This window comes from Sorangium sp. So ce327 (genome assembly GCF_051530205.1).
In the GTDB taxonomy this organism is placed as follows: domain Bacteria; phylum Myxococcota_A; class Polyangia; order Polyangiales; family Polyangiaceae; genus Sorangium; species Sorangium cellulosum_B.
Map to the genome: position 1 here is coordinate 8,340,365 of NZ_CP150330.1, position 19,926 is coordinate 8,360,290.

Consider the following 19,926-nt stretch of genomic DNA (forward strand, 5'->3'; position numbering starts at 1 on the left):
TCTCTGACGCAGGCGCGCGGGCGCGCTAACGCAGGCGCGCGCGCGAGCGCGCAGCACGCCTATGCTATCGTCGCGGACTAGCATGGTACACGTCGATGACGACACCATCCCCAGCGCGCCGCGCGGGGTGGTGAGCCCCACCGACGAGACGGTCACCCTCTCGGCCGGGGAGGAATCCACCGCGGGTGGCCGGCGCAGCGCCGAGGTGCCCTCGCGCGCCGGAGACTATGTGCTCCAGAGCGTCCTCGGCGAGGGCGGCTTCGGCGTCGTCTACCGCGGCGAGCACGCGACGCGCGGCACGAGGGCGGCGATCAAGGTCCTGCACGCCGAGCTCGCGCTGCACCCTGACGTGTGCCTCCGCTTCGAGCGCGAGGTCGTGGTGATGCAGCGGGTGCGGCACCCGAACGTGGTCGAGGTGCTCGACGTCGGCAGGCTCGAGGATGGCCGCCCCTACTTCGTCATGGAGCTGCTCGACGGCGTCAGCCTGGAGAGGCACCTCGAGGCCCGCGGCCGGCTCCCGCTGGAGGAGGCGCTCGCCCTCCTCGGGCCGCTCTGCAGCGCGCTCGACGCGGCCCACGCGCAGGCGATCGTGCACCGCGACGTGAAGCCGTCCAACGTCTTCCTGTGCTCGGGCGACATGCAGAAGCGCGGCCCCCGCGTGGTCCTGCTCGATTTCGGCGTGGCGAAGCTGCTCGACGCGCCGGGGCCCGCGCTGACCACGTCGCGGCACGTCCTGGGCTCGCCCTCCAGCATGTCGCCCGAGCAGCTCACGGGCCGCCCCGTCGACGCGCGGACGGACGTCTACGCGCTCGGCGCGCTGGCGTACGCGATGCTCACAGGAGAGCCGCCGTTCGCCGGCGCGTCGTTCCCGGTGCTGCGCCAGCTCCACCTCTTCGCGAGCCCGCCCCGCCCGAGCGCGCAGGCGCGCGTGAGCCCGTCGCTCGACGACGTGGTGCTGCGGGCGCTCAGCAAGGACCCGGCCGAGCGCCAGCCGTCGGCGGGGCAGCTGCTCACCGAGCTGCGCGCGGCCGTCGCGGCGCCGCGGGCGGCGGGCGGGGCGGCCGCGGCGCCGCGGCGATCGGCCATCGGCATCCACGTGGAGGTGCAGGCCGACCCGGGCGCGCTCGATGAGCCGACGCCGGAGCTGCTCGACGACTTCGAGTCCGTCCTGCCCTTCGCGCTCTCCGAGCTCACGAACGCGGGGTTCTCGACCGCGGTCGAGACGGGCACGACCGCGCTGGTCACGGCCGACCGGCCCCTCGATCCGGCGCGCGACCAGGCCGCGCGCCGCGATGCGCTCGGCGCGGCGCTGTCGCTGAAGCAGCGGCTCGAAGCGCGCGCGGGGCGCGACCGGCGGGTGCACGTCCGCCTCTGCGTGCACGTCGGCGAGCTCCAGGCGAGCGGCGAAGGCACGCTGACGGGCGGCGACTTGCTGGAGCTCTCCGGGTGGGTGCCCGAGGGAGCGGCGGAGGGGCTCTTCGCGTCGCCCGCCCTGCTCGACGGGCTCGGCGTCACCGCGCACCCCGCGCCCGTCTCGCCGGGGTCGAGCGCGCTGCTCCGGGTGCTGGACTCTTAACAGCGGGCGCAACCTTCGGCGCCCGCGCCGAGGCGGACCCGACGCGGCGCTCCCCGGCGGGCACCGTCTGGTGCTGGGTCATGAACTACCATTGGCCAGCTCGGCGTGCCGACCGCCGACTGTCCCGGGCTCGACTACCCTTGCAGCGCCCTCCCGGTGCAGGCGCCGGTCACGGGGGCCGTCAGCCTCGCCATGGGCGGGCACCACGCCTGCGCCGTGCTGGCGCCGGACGGAGCAACGTCGTTTGTTATGGCGACAACGGCGTGGGTCAGCTCGGGCTGGGCACGAGCCTGGAGGTCGCGTCCAGGCCGATCACGCGCGACAGCGCCCTGGGCGGCTTCGTGCAGCTCGCCGCGGGCCACGACTTCACCTGCGGCGTCGACACGGTGCACCAGCTGTTCTGCTGGCTGGGGCCAGAACCAGTTCGGCGGCCTCGGCTGGGACGTCGATGGCAAGGATTCCCCCGAGTGGTGCCCGGGGAACGGGCGTTGCGCGACGCAGCCAGTGCGGGTGGAGCTCCCCGGGGTGAAGCACATCGCAGCGTACTACGAGCACGCGTGCGCGGTGACCCCGACCGGCGCCGTGTACTGCTGGGGAACCCCGTCGCGCACGAGCCCGGCGAGCGCCAGAAATGGATGACCTCGCCGACCTGCGCTTCCAGGTCGATTCAAGGACTTGCGTCCCTGATCCCACGGCGGTGCTAGTCGTCACATGGGGAGACGTGGATCGGGAACGTGAGGGTAGCCACGCCCCCGAGCCCGTCGCCAACTTCCACCCGCAACAGGTAATCGCCCACGACGCTGGGAGTGAAGGTCTGGCATTCCGGCGATTCGGCCGTGCAGCCGACGATCGCCGGAGCGCCCTGCATCAGCGAACCCGGGCCGGGGCCTGACACGACCGAGAACGAGAACGAGAACGAGAACGAGAGCGCATCACCGTTCGGATCGACGGCGTTGCCCCTGATCTGCGCCGTCTGGCACAAGGTGATGAATTTGCTCTCGGCGATGAGCAGCCCCGTGATCTGCGGCGGATCATTGAGCACGACGACCGCGTCAAGCCCGCCCATCTCGGCGCCACTACACTGTGATACGACAACAACCTCGCTCGTCACGTTCGGCAACACCGTCACTGTGGCCTCGGCTCGTCCACATTGCGCTGACGGCGAGCCGAATGTGGTGACAGGCTCACCTACATGATCGAATACGGGGTCTACGGGCTCGCGAACGCGATCGCGAGCGAGTGAGCGCCTCCCGCGCCGTGCGGCGCGGTCGATCAAGCGCGCCGCGCGCACCTCACCGGTAGATCGACCCCGAGGGGAAGTCGACGTCTACCAGCGTGTCCATGCCGTCGATCACGTCGACGGACGGGACGCGCACGACGTCGCTCCTCGGGTCTCCGTCGAAGTCCTCGAGCCAGACATCGACGTCATGGATCCCCGCGCCGAGGCCGTCGAACGTGGCGCCGAATTCCTCGCAGTTCACGCGCGCCTTGTAGACGAAGCCCTCCTCGCTTTCGACGCGGACCGCGAGCAGATCCACGTCGTAGTCGGCGCACTGCCGCGCGTCGCTGATGCCGTTGATCGCCGTCGTTACGGTGAGCGAGCCGCTCCCGAGGTCATCGACGTGATGATGGTCGTCGTCGCCATCGACGACGATGCATCCCGCGAGCGAAGCGGCGGCGAGCGTGAGGCCAGCGAGACCGGAGAGCACCTTCGAGAGTTTCATGGGGATCGTCTTTCCTTATCCAGCGAGGTCTGGCGCTGTCGTGCCGATGCCCATGTATTCAGCAAGTGCTATACCATCAGAGCGCGCGGCGCCGGGCGCCGGCGGCGCGCCCCGGCGCCTCCGGATGGCACCGCTGTTACTGCGATGAACCTCACGTAGATGACCATGCCTGTCCTCGACCCTTCGTCGCCCGGAAACTCCGCGCATCCGCTGCGGCGCGGCAAGCTCGCCGCGCTGGCCGCGCTGGCCGCGCTGGCCGCGCTGACCACGCTCGCGCTCGCGCTCCTCGGTGGGACCGGGTGCGTGGCCGAGGTCGACACCAGGACCGTCACGCCTGCGCCGGGGACCGTCACGTACCAGGAGTTCGCGGTGGTCGAGGAGCCCGTCGTTCACATCGCGGCGGCGCCGGTCCACGTCGAGACCTACCCCCGCGTGTACTACCGCGGGACCTACGTCTACTACGTCGATGGCCGCTGGTACTATCCGGCCCACCACGGCTGGGTCTATCAAACCTCCGGCCCGCGCCGCGAAGTCTGAGCCGTGCGCGGGCCACGCGTCGGCCGACGCGAGCTTCCGAGGATCGAGGCTCGCCGGTTGGGCCCGGGCTGGGCCCCCCCCACCGACGGGCTGCGATCCGTCGTCATGCCTCCCTGAAATCCCGGGCAAAGCACCGGATCGCGACGGTTCGCCCCCGCGGAATCGTCCCGCCAGGACCACCGGTCGATGACGAGCGGTCGCCTGGGCGCTCCGAAGCTCACCAGCAGTCGCGGGTGCTCCAGCCGTTCTGAACCACGGTCGTACATGCCCGACCGATGTTGTTCTCGATGAAGGTACGGTTGCTGTTGATCGGCGCCCAGAGGTTACCCACATTGGCGCCGCTGCACCCTCCCTTGGAGTTGACCCCCAAGAGGACACCCGAACGAACGGTGCTTTCTGGAGTGGTCGCCGCGCTGGTCAGGAAGCGCAGCGGCCCGCCCGAATCGCCGCCGCACAGGTGCGGGTCGGCCTGTGGGACGGTCTTTGTGTAGGCTCCGCCGCTCAAGGCAATACCAGAGAAATTTCCCCCGCGAAGCCTGCCGTCGCTCGCCGGCGAGTCTGCGTAGCCGTAGGCGGTCCCGACGGTCGAGTCACCGCCCGAGTTCAGATAGGCCGCGTCCTTCTGCACGACGTTCGCGAAGTTCGTGCCAAAGTTCAGCGTGGCGACATCGCGATCCGCGTTGTCACCGGTCCATGCTTGCGTCGCCGTGTGGTACACGCCCAGGTACGTCGACGGCACCGCCCAGCTTGCCTGCAGCTGACAACCCCCGGCAGGGTCCGTGATGCAAGTCCAGGTGCCGTCTTCGTTCATCCGGTAGGCCGCGAACCACGTGGTCCCGGTATCCGGCGGATTGTAGTTGAGGTTCGGCGGATTGGCCGTATCCGGCGTCAGCCAGCGACGAACACAGTGGGCGGCGAGCACTATCGCATCACGAGACACGACCTGCCCGCTGCAGCCGGACATGACCCACTGACTCCCGTCCCAGAAACCAACATCAACGATGCCGCCTGCCCAGCGATTCGAGACGAGCGTTCCATTCGCCAGCCCTTGTTCCGCTTCATCGAGCTCCATCCCGACGACCGTCGGTTCATCACCTGCGACGTGGTCGCCGCAGGACGTGAGTCCGACCGACAACAAGCCCATCCCTGCCAACACCTTGTTCACTCCAAACATTCTGAACATTCGTATCTCCCGTACCTGGAGAGGAGCCGCCCCTCCACGACCGCCACCCGGAGCACCGAGCAGGTTGAAAATTCCCTGAATCCGATGAGCTGCGAAGCCCGATCGCGCTGCCGGGACGCAAGCTCCAGGGGCAAGGAATGAAGAGCCTCATGACAAGGCCTCCCGCCGCACTATCTCCGGGTTCCGTCTCCGCGATCACAAATTCGTCGCGCGCAGATCCCGGCGCCCGCTTCGATGCGGCCGGCGTGGGGGCTGCCCGGGCGCGCTTCGAGGAAGCGCCGCCTCACGTCGAGCGCCGCTCCGCCGTGAGCGCGGCGGGCTGGAAGGGCCCCCGCGAGGAGGTCGCAAGCGCGCGAAGGCTGACGGCTCAGCGGGGGCGGGCGCGCTCCATCGCCTCCGCGAGCGCGAGGTCGTCGGGCGTGCCCTGCGCGCGCAGCCCGGCGATGGCGCCGTCGCGATCCTCGGGGCGGCGGTTCTGCGAGAGCTTGAGCTTCGCCTCGATCCGCGTGATCTCCATCGAGAAGCCGACGATCGCGGGGAGCAGCGCGGATCGCTTCTCCGGCGAGAGCTCCGCGACACTCCAGGGCTCGGGCTGCCCGCGCTCGTTCACGTCGGAGAGGCGCGCGAGCAGCTCGAGCAGCGCGTCGTGGTCCTCGATGGCCCGCGGCGCGCCGTGCGCGTGGACGACGGCGTAGTTCCATGTCGGCACGTCGTCGCGCGAGGCGTACCACCGGGGCGAGATGTACCCGTGCGACCCGCGGAAGACGGCCAGGACCGGCGTGCTCCCGTCGAGCGCGCGCCGGATCGGGTTGGCCCGCGCGACGTGCGCGAGCAAGGTGCCGTGAGGGCCGCTGTCGCGCTCCAGAAGGAACGGCAGGTGCGCGATCATGGGCACGCCGTCCTCCCCGGGCGCGATGAGCATGCCGAAGGAGTGTGCGTCGATGAGATCGTGGAGGTCGGCGAGGTCGGGTGCCTCGAAGGCTCTGGGGAGATAGATGGATCGCGGCGCGGCCGTCGTCGTCATGACGGCAATGTGTACCACCGCCCGCGCCGGCCGCCCTTGTCGACCCGACCGCGCCGTCGGTGTGAGCACCGCCACGATCAAGCACTGGTCCGCGGAGGGTCTGATGGGATGGCGGCCGAGATCCGCGAGAAGTACGGGTGTGAGCGCGAGGAAGGGCGACGCTAGCTAGCCGCGCGCCTTCTGCGCTCCCAGCGCCATCATCGCGTCCCAGAACATCTTCTCATACGCCTGAAATAGCCTGGTCGTGCGGCGGATCGCCCGGGGCTCCACGCCGCGGTCGAGCCCGTCCTGCACGATGGCGACCGCGGTGTCCTCGAACGATGGCAGGGCCGCGAACGCGTCCAGGAAGGCGGTGTGCTCCGGGCCGAAGCCGTACCGGTCGCGGAGCGCCTTCCCCATCCTGCCGCAGTTGAACCCCCAGGCTGGGAAGTTGATGAGCAGGGCGCACGCGATCTCGGCCGCCGAGGCGTTGGCCGCCGCCCAGGCCATCTGAACGGCATACGCGAACCCCTCCGCGGTGACCTCGTACCGATCCAGGTCGTCCTTCGTCATGCCGAGCTTCCGGCCCATGGCAGCGATCCCGTCCGGCGCCACGAGCTCGCCCTGGAGGACACCACTCCAGAAATCGCGCCAGGGCGTGTCCCCGAAGCGCTGGAGCATCATCGCCATCGAGCGCAGGTCGCTGAGCACCACGTGGTGCTGGTGGCCCGGGAAGGCCCTCAATCCCTCGACGGTGACCTCTCCCCGTTCGATGGCGTCCGGATAGGGGTGAGCCCTCAGCTGATCGTCGATGCTCTGGAGCTCTTCGCGAATGTCCTTCACCAGCGCGGCCGCAGCCTTCATGGGTGCCTCCTCGTGATCGGGCGCCATCCTACTACCGCATCGCGGCCGAGATCCCACGACCTGCAGCGCGCTACCCGCGGGCGCGCTGCCCCGCTTGCGACCCCCGCACCCGCGCGATGATCGCGCCGGCGACCTCCTCGGCCGACCTGCCCCTGGGGAGCCAGCGCTGCGGGATGTTATGGGAGCGATCGTCCTCGCGGATCACCAGCGTGATCGGCTTGGCCGGCGGCTGCAGCTCCACGGACTCGACGCGATCGAGCGGCACGGTCACCTCCCGCGCGCCACGGAGCGGATGCATCGACGGCAAGGTGATCGATCGAGGGCCAAGGACGATCCGGAACTCCTTGAGCGCAGCAAACCGCGCGGCGACGAGGACGCCGAGCGCGCAGAAGGCCCCTGACAGGGTCGCCAGCACCGCGTAGAAGACGGCGGCGCCTCCGGGCTCGAAATGGAGGATCCCGTTCAGGATCAGGCCGCGGTCGTTCGTCTGGGCCCGGTGGGTGAGGACCGCCGCGCAGACAGCAAAGAAGAGGGCGCTCAGGAGGAGCTCCAGGTAGGGACGGCGGAGCGGGATCTCGAGAGCGTCATCCGCCGCGTGTTCGCTCGCCTTCATCGATAATCCCCTCCGCTGGCGGAAGCTGCCTCGCGCAGCCGCACGGCCAGGACCTCTGCGTCCAGCGCCGCCTGGTGCTCGGTCAAGACGAAGGTATCGCCGTCCCGATGGGCGGCGACCCAGGGCAGCGCGCGCGCGTCGCCGATCACCTTGTCCCGGCTGCCGACGAGCACGAAGACGCCCCGCCCTTCAAGGCCGGCGCAGAGGCTCACGCTGCGGATCTGGGCGGCGGGGACGGTGACCGGAGCCCCGTTGGCGGTGAGACGAACGGCGTCGGCCGAGATCGACTCCAGGCGGACGGATTGACCGTGACGCGGATCGCGCAAGACGGCGATGTCACGCCGGAGCGCGAGGGCGACGCCGATCGCGCCGGCGCCATAAAGAAGCCAGGCGAACCAGGCGAGCGACGGCTTGAGCGCGGGCAGCGCAGCGCCCCACAGCGCGCCGGCCGCGACGAGCGCGGCGGCCGCGATACAGAGGCCCACGCCGGCGCGGATGCGCCGGATCCTGCCGAGGTCCTCGATCGACGTCCCGAGGGCCATGAGCGCCAGCGCGGCGACGCCCAGCCCCGCCGGAGAGGCGAGGAAGGGAAGCACGCCCTTCGGCCCGGGCGGCGCCATGCACGCGAGCGCCGCACAGCAGAGCCCGATGCACATCGCGCGCGCCTGGAAGCTGACCGGTGGGCGGAGCACGTGGAAGAGAGGCGCATGACATCGCGGCGACTCCGGGCTGTCAACGCCCCGCGGCCGCCTCCGCCTCTCCTCGTGTCGCTCGTCGCCATCGGCCGCTCCCGGGCCGCGCTCAGGTCCCCTCCGGAGCGCGCTCCTTCGCGCGATCGTCGAAGAAGCGCGCGTTGATCTCCCGGTAGCCCTGCCACTCGGCCGGCAGCTCGTCTTCATCGAAGATGGCGCCCACCGGGCACTCGTTCTCGCAGGCGCCGCAGCAGATGCACGACTCGGGATCGATGTAGAGCTGGAGACCGGCGAGGCGCGTCTTCCGCTCTCCCTCGGGGATGCGCGAGATCTCGTCCGCCGCGAGCGGGCCGTGGATGCAGTCCACAGGGCAGACAGGGACACAGGCGGTGTCACACGTGGCGACGCAGGGCTCGGCGATGACGTAGGCCATGAGGGTTCCTTTCCTTCTCCGTGGCGCGCGGTCGTCCGCGCGCTCTCCTCTCCTTCCCTCGGCAGGGAGCATGGCGCGTGCCCGCGGCCCGAGCGGCTTTTCCCGGGCTTTCGCCGGCCTTGTGCGGTCCAGGCAACGCCCCTACGGTGCCGCGCAACGCCATTTCGTCGGCCTCGCTCCGCGCACGATGACCGCCTCCGCCGATCACGCCCTCCTCCTGCTCGCCGACCTCGGCGAGGCCTCGGCCCGCGCGCACACCGAGGCGACGCTCGTCCCCGCGGTGAGCGCCGCGCTCTCGCGCCACCTCCCGCTGCTGCGGCTCGATCTGCGCCGCGGCGCGGCCGCGCCGGGCGCGCCGGAGGTCCGGCGCGGCGCGGGCGGCGAGACGCTCGCCGTCTTCGCGCTCCGCGACGCGGAGGGCGCCGTCGGCTGCGCCACCATGGCGCTCGGCGGCGGCGCGGCGCTCGACGTCTCGCCCGCCCTGCTCGAGGCGACAGGTCGCCTGCTCGCCGTGGCGCTGCGGCAGGTGCAGGTCCTCGGGCGCGTCGCGGCCATCGCGCGCCGCGCGCAGGGGGAGAAGCGGACGCTCAAGGAGGAGCTCGACCGCGTCGCCCTGCCGAGGGAGGTGGTCGCGGTGGGCCCGGCGATGCGGGCGATCTTCCAGCAGATGGTGCCGCTCGTCGCGCGGCAGGACACGACCGTGCTGGTGCGCGGCGAGACGGGCACGGGCAAGGAGGTGATCGCGCGCCGCATCCACGCGCTGTCGCGCCGCGCGGAGCGGCCGTTCCTCGCGGTCAACTGCGGAGCGCTGCCCGAGGGGCTCGTCGAGAGCGCCCTGTTCGGCCACGAGCGCGGCGCGTTCACGGGCGCCGCGGCCCGGCACCTCGGGCTGTTCGAGCGCGCGAGCGGCGGGACGCTGCTGCTCGACGAGGTCGGCGAGCTGCCCAGGGCGGCGCAAGCGAAGCTCCTGCGCGTGCTCCAAGAGGGCGAGATCGAGCGCGTCGGCGGCGAGGGCGCGGTGCGCGTCTCGGTGCGCGTGATCGCCGCGACGCACCGGCCGCTCGAGGACATGGTGGCGAGCGGGGCGTTCCGCGAGGACCTCTATTATCGGCTGCAGGTATTCCCGATCATCGTCCCCCCGCTGCGGGAGCGCCCGGAGGACCTGGAGCCGCTCACGCGCGTCATCGTGGAGAAGGTGGCGGCGAGCTTCGGCCGGACGCCGCCGCGGGTGAGCGCCGAGTCGATGGCGCGGCTGCGGGCGCACGGCTGGCCAGGCAACGTGCGGGAGCTGGAGAACGTCATCGAGCGGTCGATGGTGATGTCGACAGGAGACGAGCTCATCCTGTCAGCGCCGCTCTCCGCTGCGCCCGGCGCGCCCGGCGCGACAGGGCGTGTGATGACGTACCGAGAGGCGGCTCAGCGCTGCATCGAGGACGCGCTGCGGGCAGCGGGCGGGAAGATCTACGGCGAGGACGGGGCCGCGGCGGCGCTGGGGCTGAAGCCGACGACGCTGCAAAGCAAGATGCGGAAGCTCGGGATCCGGAAGGACGGAGAGAAGGGCTGACGGCCGAGAGGCTCGTCAAACCCTGCGGCCAGCCCCGGTGTGTGAGGCGTGTTCCACATGGTCTCCGGACGGCTCCGCTGTCGCACCGACAGGCCCGGCGATCGAGAGATGCCGCTTGATCCGGGGCGCCCGGGAACGTCGTGTCAGAGACGCTGCATCAGTTCGACCCTGACGGTCAGGCACCGTTCCTCGTGGAGTTTCACCGCAAGATCGGATGACCAAGCTCGGCCGTAGGCCGTTCTTTCTCGAGAGTTCGTCGCTTTTCCAGGAGAGATGAACAAATCAAGGTTCTATCCTCGAACCTCCACGCGCAACGTGGCTGGATCTTGCTCTTACAAAGCAAACAAACAGAACAAGAGAAGACAAACAGCACGCCAAGGCGCTGCCGAGCAGCGCCGCGCAAAAGCAAACGCGACTTAGAAAAGAGTCTTGACTTTGTCCTCCTGTTTGTGTGAATATGCCAATCTCCCTTGGCGATCCGGACCGCTCTCGGCCGGGGGCCGCAGTCGGTTGCAGGATCGTACAGGGGCCTACTCCGGGTGAATCTGCCGGGGCTACTTGCGACTTGCTTCTTTCGGCTGTACGTTCGAGTTGTTCTTGCTTTCTCCAAGTTGATGCCCGGCCCCGTCACACGGGGTGTTCGCATGTGAGCATCTGTCCGACAAACATCGTGATTGCCAGGCATGTGGTCGGCGCAGGCCCGCGGGCGCATCCGTGATCTCCGGATCACGAGCACGCTGGCCGGAAATTTTGAACTTTAACCAATGGCTCGGAGGGCTCGCGTCTGTCTCGATGGTTCATAGATCCATCTCGAACAGAGGCCCGCGACTCCGCCGATCCGATCATGGAGAATCTTAAATGCGCATCGTTCCCTTACTTGGCTACCTATCCGCTTCGATCGCGTGCGGCCTTCTGGCGTGCAGCGTCGAGAACATCGTCGACGAGGACATCGAGGCTCAGGAGGGCGCGCTGGAAAGCGCGGATCGCTCGATGTCGGCGAGCGTCGCCGTCACCTCGGACTGGGGAAGCGGCTACTGCGCGAACGTGACGGTGAAGAACAACACCCGCGACAAGGCGACCACCGGCTGGAACGTCGTCGTCGCGCTCAACGGCTCGACGAAGCCCAACCCGTGGAACGTGAAGTTCACGGAGTCGAACGGCCAGTTCAGCGCCACGAACGTGGACCACAACGGCGTGGTCGGCATTGGCGCCTCGACGCAGTGGGGCTTCTGCGCGAGCGGCAGCGGGCGGCCCACGATCGCCTCGGTCACCGGCTCCGGCGGCACGATCATCAACTCGGGCGCGGCCTCGTCGTCGAGCAGCAGCTCGAGCTCGGCCAGCAGCTCGAGCTCGGCCAGCAGCAGCTCGAGCACGTCGAGCAGCAGCTCGGGCGGGGGAGGTGCCGGCGGGTCGGGCGGCTCCGGCGGATCGGGCGGCTCCGGCGGGTCGGGCGGCTCCGGCGGCGGCAGCACGTGCACGTCACCCAACCAGCAGGTCTGCGCCAACCAGACGGGCACCCACTGCGGCTACACCTTCGAGTACTGGAAGGACAACGGGAGCGGATGCCAGACCAACACGGCGACTGGCTACAACGTCGAGTGGAGCAACATCAACAACCTGCTGGGCCGTAAAGGCCTGAGGCCCGGGTCGAAGAACCAGATCGTGACCTACTCGGCCGACTACCGGCCGAACGGCAACTCGTACCTGGGCGTCTACGGGTGGACGAAGGGCCCGCTCATCGAGTATTACATCATCGACAGCTGGGGCACCTGGCGTCCGCCGGGCGGCCAGGGGTTCATGGGCACCGTCACCAGCGACGGAGGCACCTATGACATCTATCGGACCGAGCGAGTCAACCAGCCGTCCATCGAAGGCACCAAGACCTTCTATCAGTTCTGGAGCGTCCGGCAGCAGAAGCGCACGAGCGGAACCATCTCCGTCGCCAACCACTTCAACGCGTGGGATCGCCTGGGGATGAAGCTGGGGAACCTGTACGAGGTCTCGATGGTCGTCGAGGGCTATCAGAGCAGCGGGAGCGCCAGCGTGAACGTGTCGATGAAGTGAGCGCTCGGCCTTGAGCATCGCATGATGACGCGCGCGGGATGATCATCCCGCGCGCCACGTGCCCGGGCTTCTTCAGCCCCAGGCACGACTCCCCACCCATCTGACAGACACGCGGCGCACGCTCGAGCAGCGGGCGGGCGCGCTCGGCTCTCCCACCTCGGAGCCGGCCCTTCGCCGCTCTGATCCCGCCGCTCCCCGCGGCGTCGCAGCTCCGCCACGGCATCGCCATGCATCCGCGGCGAGAGGGGCGTCGCCCGCGCACGCCCCGGCCCCTTGCCGCCCCGGCAACGGTCTGCCTCTCGCCGGCAACGCTTTCGCGAAGGCCTTCGAGGCGAGGTTCAGGTTCCTTTCGGCCATTCTCGCGGGTATGGTCACGCCGGACGTCCTCATCCGCCACGGGAGCTTCCGATGAGAGAACACGCAGCAGTCCGGACGACGAAGCCTCTCGCGACGGTCGCGGCCGCGGCGCTCGCCTTCGTCTGCTGGAGCGCGGCATGCAACGCGATCTCCGGGGTCGACGATCTCGACTTCTCGGGCACCGCCGGCGCGACGGGCGGCGGCGCTGGCGGCAGCGGCGGCGGTACAGCCGGCGGTGACGCGGGCGGCGGCGGCATGGGCGGCGCTGGCAGCACGGGCGGCGCTGGCGGCATGGGCGGCGCTGGCGGCATGGGCGGCTCCGGTGGCACGGGCGGCGACGGCGGCTCCGGTGGCACGGGCGGCGCTGGCGGCGCGGGCGGCGCCGGCGGCGCGGGCGGCGCGGGCAGCGACATCTCTTACGAGATCGCCTGTGGGAACGGCAACGTGGCTGTCGGCGTCCACGGCCGGAGCGGCGGCTCGATCGATCAAATCGGCCTGATCTGCGCGCCGCTCGCCGGCGACGGCACCCTGGGCACCGCCTTCCAGACCGTGACCGCCGGCGGCAACGGCGGCGGGCCGGGCAGCGTGATTTGCCCTGCGAGCCAGGTCCTGGTCGGGATCAACATCTGGGTCGACACTTACGTTTACCGGGTCGAGCTGCTGTGCCAGACGGTCGAGGCGTGGAAGACGGGCGACGGCAACATCAATGTCGGCCCCGGCATCGGCAACGTGCACAGCACAGGGTACGGGGTCAAATGCCCGGTGGGGAGCGCCGTCGTCCAGATCACCGGCGACGCCGACGCATTTGTGCGCTCCGTGCATCCAGGTTGTCGCCGGCTGTGACGGGCGCGGTCGCGGTGAGCGCCGCCGCCGCCGCCGCGAGCGCCGTGCGCCAGGGCTGCGTCGGCGAGACGCTCGCCGCGGTGCTGGCGGCCGAGCAGCTCGGTCACGCCCAGGATCCCGCGGTCCGCGCCGCGCCGTCCGCGCCCGCCGCTCTGCTGAGAAGTTTACGGTCCGTCTGGACCCGGAAGAACACCTCCCGAGCTGCGGCGAATTCTGCTAGAGCTGTGAGCCGCGTCGAGCGCAGGTCGCGCCTCGGCGCAGCGGCAGTTTCTTAAGGATCACCGGCAGACGTGCCGCGCTGCGGCAGCGCGCAGCTCCGGCGAACGGGCCTATCACCCTTCGGGCATCAACATGACTTTCGATCGCGAAATCGCACGCTTCACTTGGGTTGGGATCTCCTGTCTGGCCCTGTCCGCCGCGGCGGCGGGCTGCTCAGGCGGCGCAATTGACGCCTCGGAAACCGGGGGCGCGGGCGGCAGCGGCGCGGGGACCGGCGGCGCCTCGAGCGTGAGCTCGGGCACGGGCAATCCCGCCGCGAGCAGCAGCAACGGCAGCACCAGCAACGGCAGCACCACCAGCAACGGCAGCACCAGCAACGGCAGCACCAGCAGCAGCAGCGGCGGCGGCGGCGACACCAGCAGCAGCACAAGCACCACGAGCACCGGGACGCCCGAGACGAGCGCCACGGCGAGCACCGGCAGCGGGACGCCGACCGGTGGGTGCCCGGCGAGCGCAACGTTCTGCTCCGACTTCGAGGGAGACGGGCTGCCCGAGGGCGCGACGTACCGTCCCTCGTACCAGGCGGCAGATGCGCTGAAGAACATGGCGATCGACACCTCGATCTTCCACGCCGGCTCGCGCGCGCTGCGCGTGAACCCGGGGGGCAGCGGCTACGACTGGAGGATGCTCTCCGTCCCGTCGCCCGGCTCGACGTTCTGGGTCCGGCTCTACGTGCGCGGCAGCATCGATCTCGGCCAGTCCGACCACAACGCCTACTTCCAGGCCATGACGGGCGACGGCGAGCCGAACCTGGGCGACAACATGGAGATCGCCGAGCAGTACTGCCAGCTCGTGCTGAACCTGCACGACGAGGTCACCCTGTCCACGGGCGGCGAGACCCGGTGCGGGAGCAACGGTGTGAAGCTCCCCAAGGACCAGTGGCACTGCATGGAGGCCTACTTCGACGGCGCCAAGGGCGGCGTCCAGGTCTACGCCAACGGCACCAAGATCATCGACAAGACCGGCGTGAAGACGCTCAACTACAAGACGTTCAGCTTCGGCTACCTCGGCTTCCACGGCCCGGCGCGGACGATGTGGTACGACGATGTGGCGGTCGCGCCGGAGCGGATCGGCTGCGCCCCCTGACACGACCGGGCGCCGGCGCGTGGGTCGTGCCAGCGCGATGACCTGACCGCCATCGCGCGCGCCGCGCGACCTCCTTCCTGCGCCTCCCCTGACCACGCGCCCGACCCCGCTCCGGACACGGCCCGCCGGCGGAGCGGCCCCGGGCACGCTTGCCCCCTGGCTCCGCCGGCGCCATAGCCGAGGTGGCGAGCGCTCGGCGGACGCGCGCGAGCGCGAGCCGCGGTGACGATGCAATGACATGTGACCGCGATCCCGGCATGAAGGTAGATGCGATGCCGTACCTGGTTTTCCGGAATTTCCCCGACAATACACCCATCCCCGATGACTGCTATAGCTGCGACGGCGCGCCGGACTGGGCAGCGTTGCTGGAGTGGATATGCCCCGATCTCTCGCGCGACGAGGCGGAGCGGCTCGCGGCCATCGGCGAAGCGAGCGGGACCCGGCCCGACGTCGCGGGCCTGAAGCGGCTCATCGAGGAGCACCTGAAGCCGTAGGCGCGCGATCGCGATGAGGAGCGCACGGACGATCATCGATCCTCGCCGCCACACGTGGTGCGACACCCCGGTGGACGACATCGGCCTGCTTGTCGACGCCGACGAGTATTACCCCGAGTTCTACCGGGTCGCGTCCAGCGCGCGGCGGTACCTGCTCCTCGCCGGATGGCAGTTCGACAGCGACGTCGCCCTGCTCCGGGGCGGGAGGGAGGAGCAGGTGTCGAGCCCGATCACGCTGCTCAAGTTCCTGAACCACCTCTGCGAGAGGAGCCCCGATCTCCAGATCTTCATCCTCGCGTGGGACTTCCACCTCGTGTTCGCGCTCGAGCGCGAGTGGCTCCAGCAGCTCGTCTTCGAGTGGACGAACCATCGCCTGCGCTTCCTCTTCGACGCCACCCACGTCGAGCGCGCCTCGCACCACCAGAAGTTCGTGGTGGTGGACGGCGAGCTCTCGTTCCTCGGCGGCCTCGACCTCTGCGATCACCGCTGGGACGACCGCAGCCACGCGAACAAGAACCCGCTCCGCGTCAGCCGAGGAGAGCCGCACAAGCCGTTTCACGACGTGCAGGCCTACCTGCGCAGCCGCTCGGTCGCGCGGGCGCTGACCGAGATCTTCACGGATCGCTGGCGGCGCGCGGGCGGCGTGGACATGACGCTGCCGGACCTCGACGAGGCCGATCCGACGTTCCCCGACTACCGGCCCGAGGGCGGCATCCCGCTCGCGGCGGCGCGCGTCACGCTGAGCCGCACCGATCCGCACGGCGCGCCCACCGGCGCCCCCCACAGCACGGAGATACGCGACCTCTTCCTCGACGCCATCGACGCCGCGGAGCGCTTCATCTACATCGAGACCCAGTACTTCAGCTCTCACGTCATCGCCGAGGCGCTCGCGCGGCGGATGCGCGCGGAGGGCCGGCCGCTCCTCGACGTGGTGCTCCTGCTCAACATGGAGGCCGAGACGATGAAGGAGCAGATCGCCGTCGGCCTCTCCCAGGCCAAGGTGCTCGGCGGGCTGCGCGACGTGGCGGCCGAGACAGGCCATCGCCTCGGCGTCTACTACACCCTGCCGGCGTGCGGCGAGGACGAGACCGCCGAGCGCGCCACGTACATCCACTCGAAGGTGATGATCGTCGACGACCGCTTCCTCACCGTGGGCTCCGCCAACCTGACGAACCGCAGCCTCTCGATCGACACGGAGATCAACGCCTCGGTCGAGACCGACGACCCCGACGACGCGCTGGGCCGCTCGATCCGCGCGGTGCGCGCGTCGCTCATCGGCGAGCACCTGGGGGACGCCGACTTCGATCGGGTGGACGACCTCGTCGCCTGCCTCGACGGGCTGGCGAGCCCGGCGACCGGGCCGCGCACGCCCGGGAGCTCGTGCCGGCTGAGGCTCCACCCCTCGCCCACGGCGGACGAGCGCGCCCTGCTCGCAGTGATCGACCCGCAGCAGCTGCCGTTCGACCCCGCCGCGGCCGAGGACATCGACCAGCGCCAGGGCTCGCTCTTCGTGGGCGGGCTCGGCGCGCTCTGGCGGCACCTGTTCATCAGCCGGGACCCCGCGAAGTAGCCGCGCGCGAGGCGCTCCGGGCGAGCGCGCCTGGGAGGCGCGGCGCCGGCGCCGGCACCGGCGGCCTCCCTGGACCTCGAGGCAGGGCGCGCCCCTTCCGGCCGCCAGGGGCGCATGGTAGGCTGTGCCGCGGAATTGCGAACGGTTTCTTCAGGTTGTCTCTCAAAGTTGAAGCGTTGACGCCACGAGGAGTATGCAAGAGGCAGAGATCAAGATCGGGGGCATTTCGGTCCGCGACCTCGCGGAGCAATACGGAACACCGCTCTATGCCTACGATGCCGAGCGCATCCGGGAGAACTTCCGTCGACTCACGCGGGCGCTGCGCGGCAATTACCCGGAGGTGTCCGTCTTCTATGCCATCAAGGCGTGCAACAACCTGGAGATAGCGAAGCTCCTGGTCGACGAGGGCTCGGGCGTGGACGCCGCGAGCCCGAACGAGATCCGCCTGGCGCAGGCGCTCGGGCTGTCGGGCGAGCGGATCATCTACACGGGCAACAGCCTCTCGGACGAGGACCTGGCCGCGGGGCTGCGGGCCGGCGTGAACTTCAACGTCGATGATCACGGCATCCTGAAGCGCCTGTTCGCGCTCGGGAAGCCGCGCTGCATGTCGTTCCGGATCAACCCGAGCGGCGAGGACATCGCGACCCCCGATCTGAAGCCGTTCGCGGGCCCGTCCGCGAAGTTCGGGATCCACCCGCGTTACGTGGAGGAGGCCTATCGCACCGCGCTCGAGAACGGGGTCGAGCGGCTCGGGGTGCACATGATGCCTCACTCGCAGGCGAACAAGCCGGAGAACTTCGCGCACGTCACGGGCAAGCTGCTCGACCTGATCGGCCCGGTGGCCCGGAAGCTCGGCTTCGACCTCGCCTTCGTGGACATCGGCGGCGGGCTCGGCATCCCCTACCGGCGGGAGCAGCCGCCGCTCGACGTGGAGGCCGTCGCCCGCGGGATCGCCGCGATGGTCCGGAAGAAGTGCGCGGAGCACGGCCTGAAGGAGCCGCGCCTCGTCATGGAGCCGGGGCGCTACTTCGTCGGGGACGCGGGCTACGTGCTCGGGCGGGTGATCTCGATCAAGCAGGGATACAAGACGATCATCGGCACGGACATCTCGATGAACACGATGGCGCGCCCGGTGATGTACGGCGCATACCACGAGGTGCGGATCAACGGCCGCCGCGGCCAGACGGCCCCGATGGCGATGACGGGCCAGGTCTGTGAGAACACGGATATGTGGATCGCGGAGCGCGAGTTCCCCGCGGACGTCGCCGAGGGGGACGTTGTCGTCCTGATGGACGCGGGCGCGTATGGCCACGTGATGAGCTACGACTACAACGGCCGGCTGCGGCCGGCCGAGGTGCTCATCGACGGCGGGAAGAGCCGGCTGATCCGGCGGCGCGACACGTTCGAGGACATGGTCTCGCGGATGTGCCTGTCCGACGAGATCAAGGAGCGCCTGCGCGCGGGGGCGGGAGAGCCGGCGGGCGCGAGCGGCTGCGGCTGAGCCGCGACGCCGGGTGACCGCACGGACGCGGGCAAGGCGCGTCCCGCGTGCGGTGAGCTTCCGGGACTGGCGTCGAGGGGCTCGAGCGGCTCGCCGCCGAGGTGGCCGAGGACGCGATGGCCGTCGCGCGCTCGGCGCCGGCAGATCGACGAAAACTGGCCCACGGGCGATCGAGCGCCGGAACATGGATCGGGACGGTGCCCGTCGTCCCGCTCCGATGCTCCCCAAGAACGCTCGTCCCTCCGGCATTCCCAGGCCGCCTCCACACGCGGCCACCGTCGCGCAGCCCAGGCGGCCCATGCCCGGGATCGCCCCACGACCCCCGCACGCGGCAACGATCGCGATGCCCCGAGCCGCGCCGGCCGGAACGGCCACGCTTCCGCCGCACCCGGCCCAGCGTGCGCCGACGAAGCCCGGTCCGGCCGGAGGGCGGTCGCTCCAGCGGATGGAGCAGCGGGAGCGCCCGCTCCACGAGCTGATCCGGGAGGTGCTCACCTACGACGATCTCTCCGGTGGAGAAAAGTCGCGCCTCGTCTCGGCGTACAAGCAAGGCGGGGAGAGCGCGTTCTGGAGGGAGTACAGCTCGATCTTGAGCAGTCGGACCTACCAGTACGAGAAGAAGGTGGTCAACGAGGGGAGGAACGAACCGGTCATCAACCACTCGAGCTCGAACGCGGTGAAGCTGTCCAACGACATCCTCAAGCTGGCGAAGGTGGGGACGCAGGGCGGGAACCCGAAATGGGTGTTCGGCTGGCTCTCCGGCACGGTCGGCGAGCTCGGGAACAAGCTCGGAGAGAACAAGGAGCTCTCCTCCAAGTTCTCGCTCATCGGGGACGACGCCGAGATCGTGGTCTCGCAGGACGACGGCGAGGTGGGCGTGCTCTCGTCGGCGCTCGCCATCCTACGGCAGGATCCGCCGCCGGTCGTCCAGCTCATCCTCCTGGGCCCCTATGGCCCGTGCGACGGGTGCAAGAGGCGAATCCTACGCTTCGTACAGCTGGTCCTCGAGATTGGGCAGGTCCAACATGTGATCGTCCACTACCTGTACGGGCAGGTGCTGGAGAAGTACCGGGGCGACGACAAGATCAAATCGCAGACCACCTACGGCAGCGAGACCGATGCGGTGATCGAGTACAAGGGAGTCGAGTTCCGTATCCACACCTGGGAGGGGAAGAAGTGAAGGCTCCCGCGTGTTCCTGGACCGGGTTGTGCAGAGAGAACATGCGCGCCGCCTCGGCGGCGCACGCGACGATGCCCCTCGCGCCGCCCGCACCACCTTCCCGTCGAACGCCGCCGCCAGCGCGTGGATCGGCGCCGCGCCCGCCGCCCGCAGCTCGGCCGTGTAGTCATTCCGCTCGAGAGGTTGAGCGTCTTGCCAAAGCGCCGCGGGCGCGGGAGCAGGACGACCTCGGTGCCCGGCCTGTCGACGAGCTCCTGGATCAGGTGCGACTTGTCGACATATTCGAGCCCCAGCTCGCCGAGCCGGCGGAAGTCGTCGATGCCGATGGGGACCTGGATGCTCATGGTGCCTCGGGCGGGGCGG

At 69.9% G+C, this 19,926-nt stretch carries 21 protein-coding genes; 11 read left to right on the top strand and 10 right to left on the bottom strand.

The features are described from left to right. Window positions 1-82: 82 nt before the first annotated feature. On the top strand, window positions 83-1,576 hold the full coding sequence (locus WME95_RS30945; RefSeq protein ID WP_437902941.1) for a serine/threonine-protein kinase: 1,494 nt from the start codon (window positions 83-85) through the stop codon (window positions 1,574-1,576). A 525-nt stretch (window positions 1,577-2,101) separates the two neighbouring features. Then, window positions 2,102-2,215 carry an RCC1-like domain-containing protein gene (locus WME95_RS30950; RefSeq protein WP_437902942.1) on the top strand — a complete coding sequence of 38 codons (114 nt, stop codon included), beginning with the start codon at window positions 2,102-2,104 and terminating at the stop codon, window positions 2,213-2,215. A 61-nt stretch (window positions 2,216-2,276) separates the two neighbouring features. Here the strand turns inward: WME95_RS30950 and WME95_RS30955 are convergent, their stop codons facing one another. Both WME95_RS30955 and WME95_RS30960 read right to left on the bottom strand, forming a co-directional pair. Further along, entirely contained in the window at window positions 2,277-2,705 is a 429-nt protein-coding gene (locus WME95_RS30955; RefSeq protein WP_437902943.1) for a hypothetical protein, read from the bottom strand. Between the two features lie 163 nt (window positions 2,706-2,868). After that, the gene (locus WME95_RS30960; RefSeq protein ID WP_437902945.1) at window positions 2,869-3,300 is read right to left on the bottom strand and encodes a hypothetical protein; all 432 of its coding nucleotides are present in this window, start codon (window positions 3,298-3,300) and stop codon (window positions 2,869-2,871) included. A 159-nt stretch (window positions 3,301-3,459) separates the two neighbouring features. On the opposite strand from WME95_RS30960, the gene WME95_RS30965 reads away from it, so the two are divergent. Then, complete coding sequence (locus WME95_RS30965) at window positions 3,460-3,837, top strand: hypothetical protein (RefSeq protein ID WP_437902946.1); 378 nt, start codon at window positions 3,460-3,462, stop codon at window positions 3,835-3,837. 217 nt (window positions 3,838-4,054) lie between these two features. On the opposite strand, the gene WME95_RS30970 is transcribed toward WME95_RS30965, so the two are convergent. The 6 genes from WME95_RS30970 to WME95_RS30995 all read right to left on the bottom strand — a co-directional run bounded on the left by WME95_RS30970 (window position 4,055) and on the right by WME95_RS30995 (window position 8,625). After that, window positions 4,055-5,002, bottom strand: coding sequence for a hypothetical protein (locus WME95_RS30970; RefSeq protein WP_437542453.1), 948 nt, complete (start codon window positions 5,000-5,002; stop codon window positions 4,055-4,057). Between the two features lie 385 nt (window positions 5,003-5,387). Continuing rightward, window positions 5,388-6,044 carry an FMN-binding negative transcriptional regulator gene (locus WME95_RS30975; RefSeq protein ID WP_437902947.1) on the bottom strand — a complete coding sequence of 219 codons (657 nt, stop codon included), beginning with the start codon at window positions 6,042-6,044 and terminating at the stop codon, window positions 5,388-5,390. Window positions 6,045-6,209: 165 nt separating this feature from the next. Next, window positions 6,210-6,887 carry a hypothetical protein gene (locus tag WME95_RS30980; protein ID WP_437902948.1) on the bottom strand — a complete coding sequence of 226 codons (678 nt, stop codon included), beginning with the start codon at window positions 6,885-6,887 and terminating at the stop codon, window positions 6,210-6,212. Between the two features lie 70 nt (window positions 6,888-6,957). Then, on the bottom strand, window positions 6,958-7,500 hold the full coding sequence (locus tag WME95_RS30985; protein WP_437902949.1) for a hypothetical protein: 543 nt from the start codon (window positions 7,498-7,500) through the stop codon (window positions 6,958-6,960). Next, window positions 7,497-8,192, bottom strand: coding sequence for a hypothetical protein (locus WME95_RS30990; RefSeq protein ID WP_437902950.1), 696 nt, complete (start codon window positions 8,190-8,192; stop codon window positions 7,497-7,499). Before WME95_RS30990 ends, WME95_RS30985 begins: the two co-directional genes overlap by 4 nt. Before the next feature lie 109 nt (window positions 8,193-8,301). Continuing rightward, a complete protein-coding gene (locus WME95_RS30995; RefSeq protein ID WP_437902952.1) occupies window positions 8,302-8,625 on the bottom strand; it encodes a 4Fe-4S dicluster domain-containing protein in 324 nt (107 codons plus the stop codon). 187 nt (window positions 8,626-8,812) lie between these two features. On the opposite strand from WME95_RS30995, the gene WME95_RS31000 reads away from it, so the two are divergent. The 3 genes from WME95_RS31000 (at window position 8,813) to WME95_RS31010 (ending at window position 13,453) form a co-directional block, all read left to right on the top strand. Then, a complete protein-coding gene (locus WME95_RS31000; RefSeq protein WP_437902953.1) occupies window positions 8,813-10,189 on the top strand; it encodes a sigma-54 interaction domain-containing protein in 1,377 nt (458 codons plus the stop codon). Between the two features lie 858 nt (window positions 10,190-11,047). Then, window positions 11,048-12,253, top strand: a complete 1,206-nt coding sequence (locus WME95_RS31005; RefSeq protein ID WP_437902954.1) for a glycoside hydrolase family 11 protein — start codon at window positions 11,048-11,050, stop codon at window positions 12,251-12,253. Between the two features lie 408 nt (window positions 12,254-12,661). Next, window positions 12,662-13,453: a hypothetical protein gene (locus WME95_RS31010; RefSeq protein WP_437902955.1), complete on the top strand. Its 792-nt coding sequence runs from the start codon at window positions 12,662-12,664 to the stop codon at window positions 13,451-13,453. Between the two features lie 332 nt (window positions 13,454-13,785). Here the strand turns inward: WME95_RS31010 and WME95_RS31015 are convergent, their stop codons facing one another. Continuing rightward, the gene (locus tag WME95_RS31015; protein WP_437902956.1) at window positions 13,786-14,289 is read right to left on the bottom strand and encodes a hypothetical protein; all 504 of its coding nucleotides are present in this window, start codon (window positions 14,287-14,289) and stop codon (window positions 13,786-13,788) included. On the opposite strand from WME95_RS31015, the gene WME95_RS31020 reads away from it, so the two are divergent. The 5 genes from WME95_RS31020 to WME95_RS31040 all read left to right on the top strand — a co-directional run bounded on the left by WME95_RS31020 (window position 14,276) and on the right by WME95_RS31040 (window position 19,563). After that, window positions 14,276-14,818, top strand: a complete 543-nt coding sequence (locus WME95_RS31020) for a hypothetical protein (protein ID WP_437902957.1) — start codon at window positions 14,276-14,278, stop codon at window positions 14,816-14,818. The two genes, WME95_RS31015 and WME95_RS31020, sit on opposite strands and share 14 nt — an antisense overlap. A 272-nt stretch (window positions 14,819-15,090) precedes the next feature. Beyond that, on the top strand, window positions 15,091-15,312 hold the full coding sequence (locus WME95_RS31025; protein WP_437542464.1) for a hypothetical protein: 222 nt from the start codon (window positions 15,091-15,093) through the stop codon (window positions 15,310-15,312). 13 nt (window positions 15,313-15,325) lie between these two features. Then, window positions 15,326-16,882, top strand: a complete 1,557-nt coding sequence (locus WME95_RS31030; RefSeq protein WP_437902959.1) for a phospholipase D-like domain-containing protein — start codon at window positions 15,326-15,328, stop codon at window positions 16,880-16,882. 193 nt (window positions 16,883-17,075) lie between these two features. Continuing rightward, window positions 17,076-18,383, top strand: a complete 1,308-nt coding sequence (gene lysA, locus WME95_RS31035) for a diaminopimelate decarboxylase (protein ID WP_437902961.1) — start codon at window positions 17,076-17,078, stop codon at window positions 18,381-18,383. Between the two features lie 343 nt (window positions 18,384-18,726). Beyond that, window positions 18,727-19,563, top strand: coding sequence for a hypothetical protein (locus tag WME95_RS31040; RefSeq protein ID WP_437902962.1), 837 nt, complete (start codon window positions 18,727-18,729; stop codon window positions 19,561-19,563). On the opposite strand, the gene WME95_RS31045 is transcribed toward WME95_RS31040, so the two are convergent. Next, on the bottom strand, window positions 19,485-19,907 hold the full coding sequence (locus WME95_RS31045; protein ID WP_437902963.1) for an AAA family ATPase: 423 nt from the start codon (window positions 19,905-19,907) through the stop codon (window positions 19,485-19,487). The genes WME95_RS31040 and WME95_RS31045 overlap by 79 nt on opposite strands. Window positions 19,908-19,926: the final 19 nt, after the last annotated feature.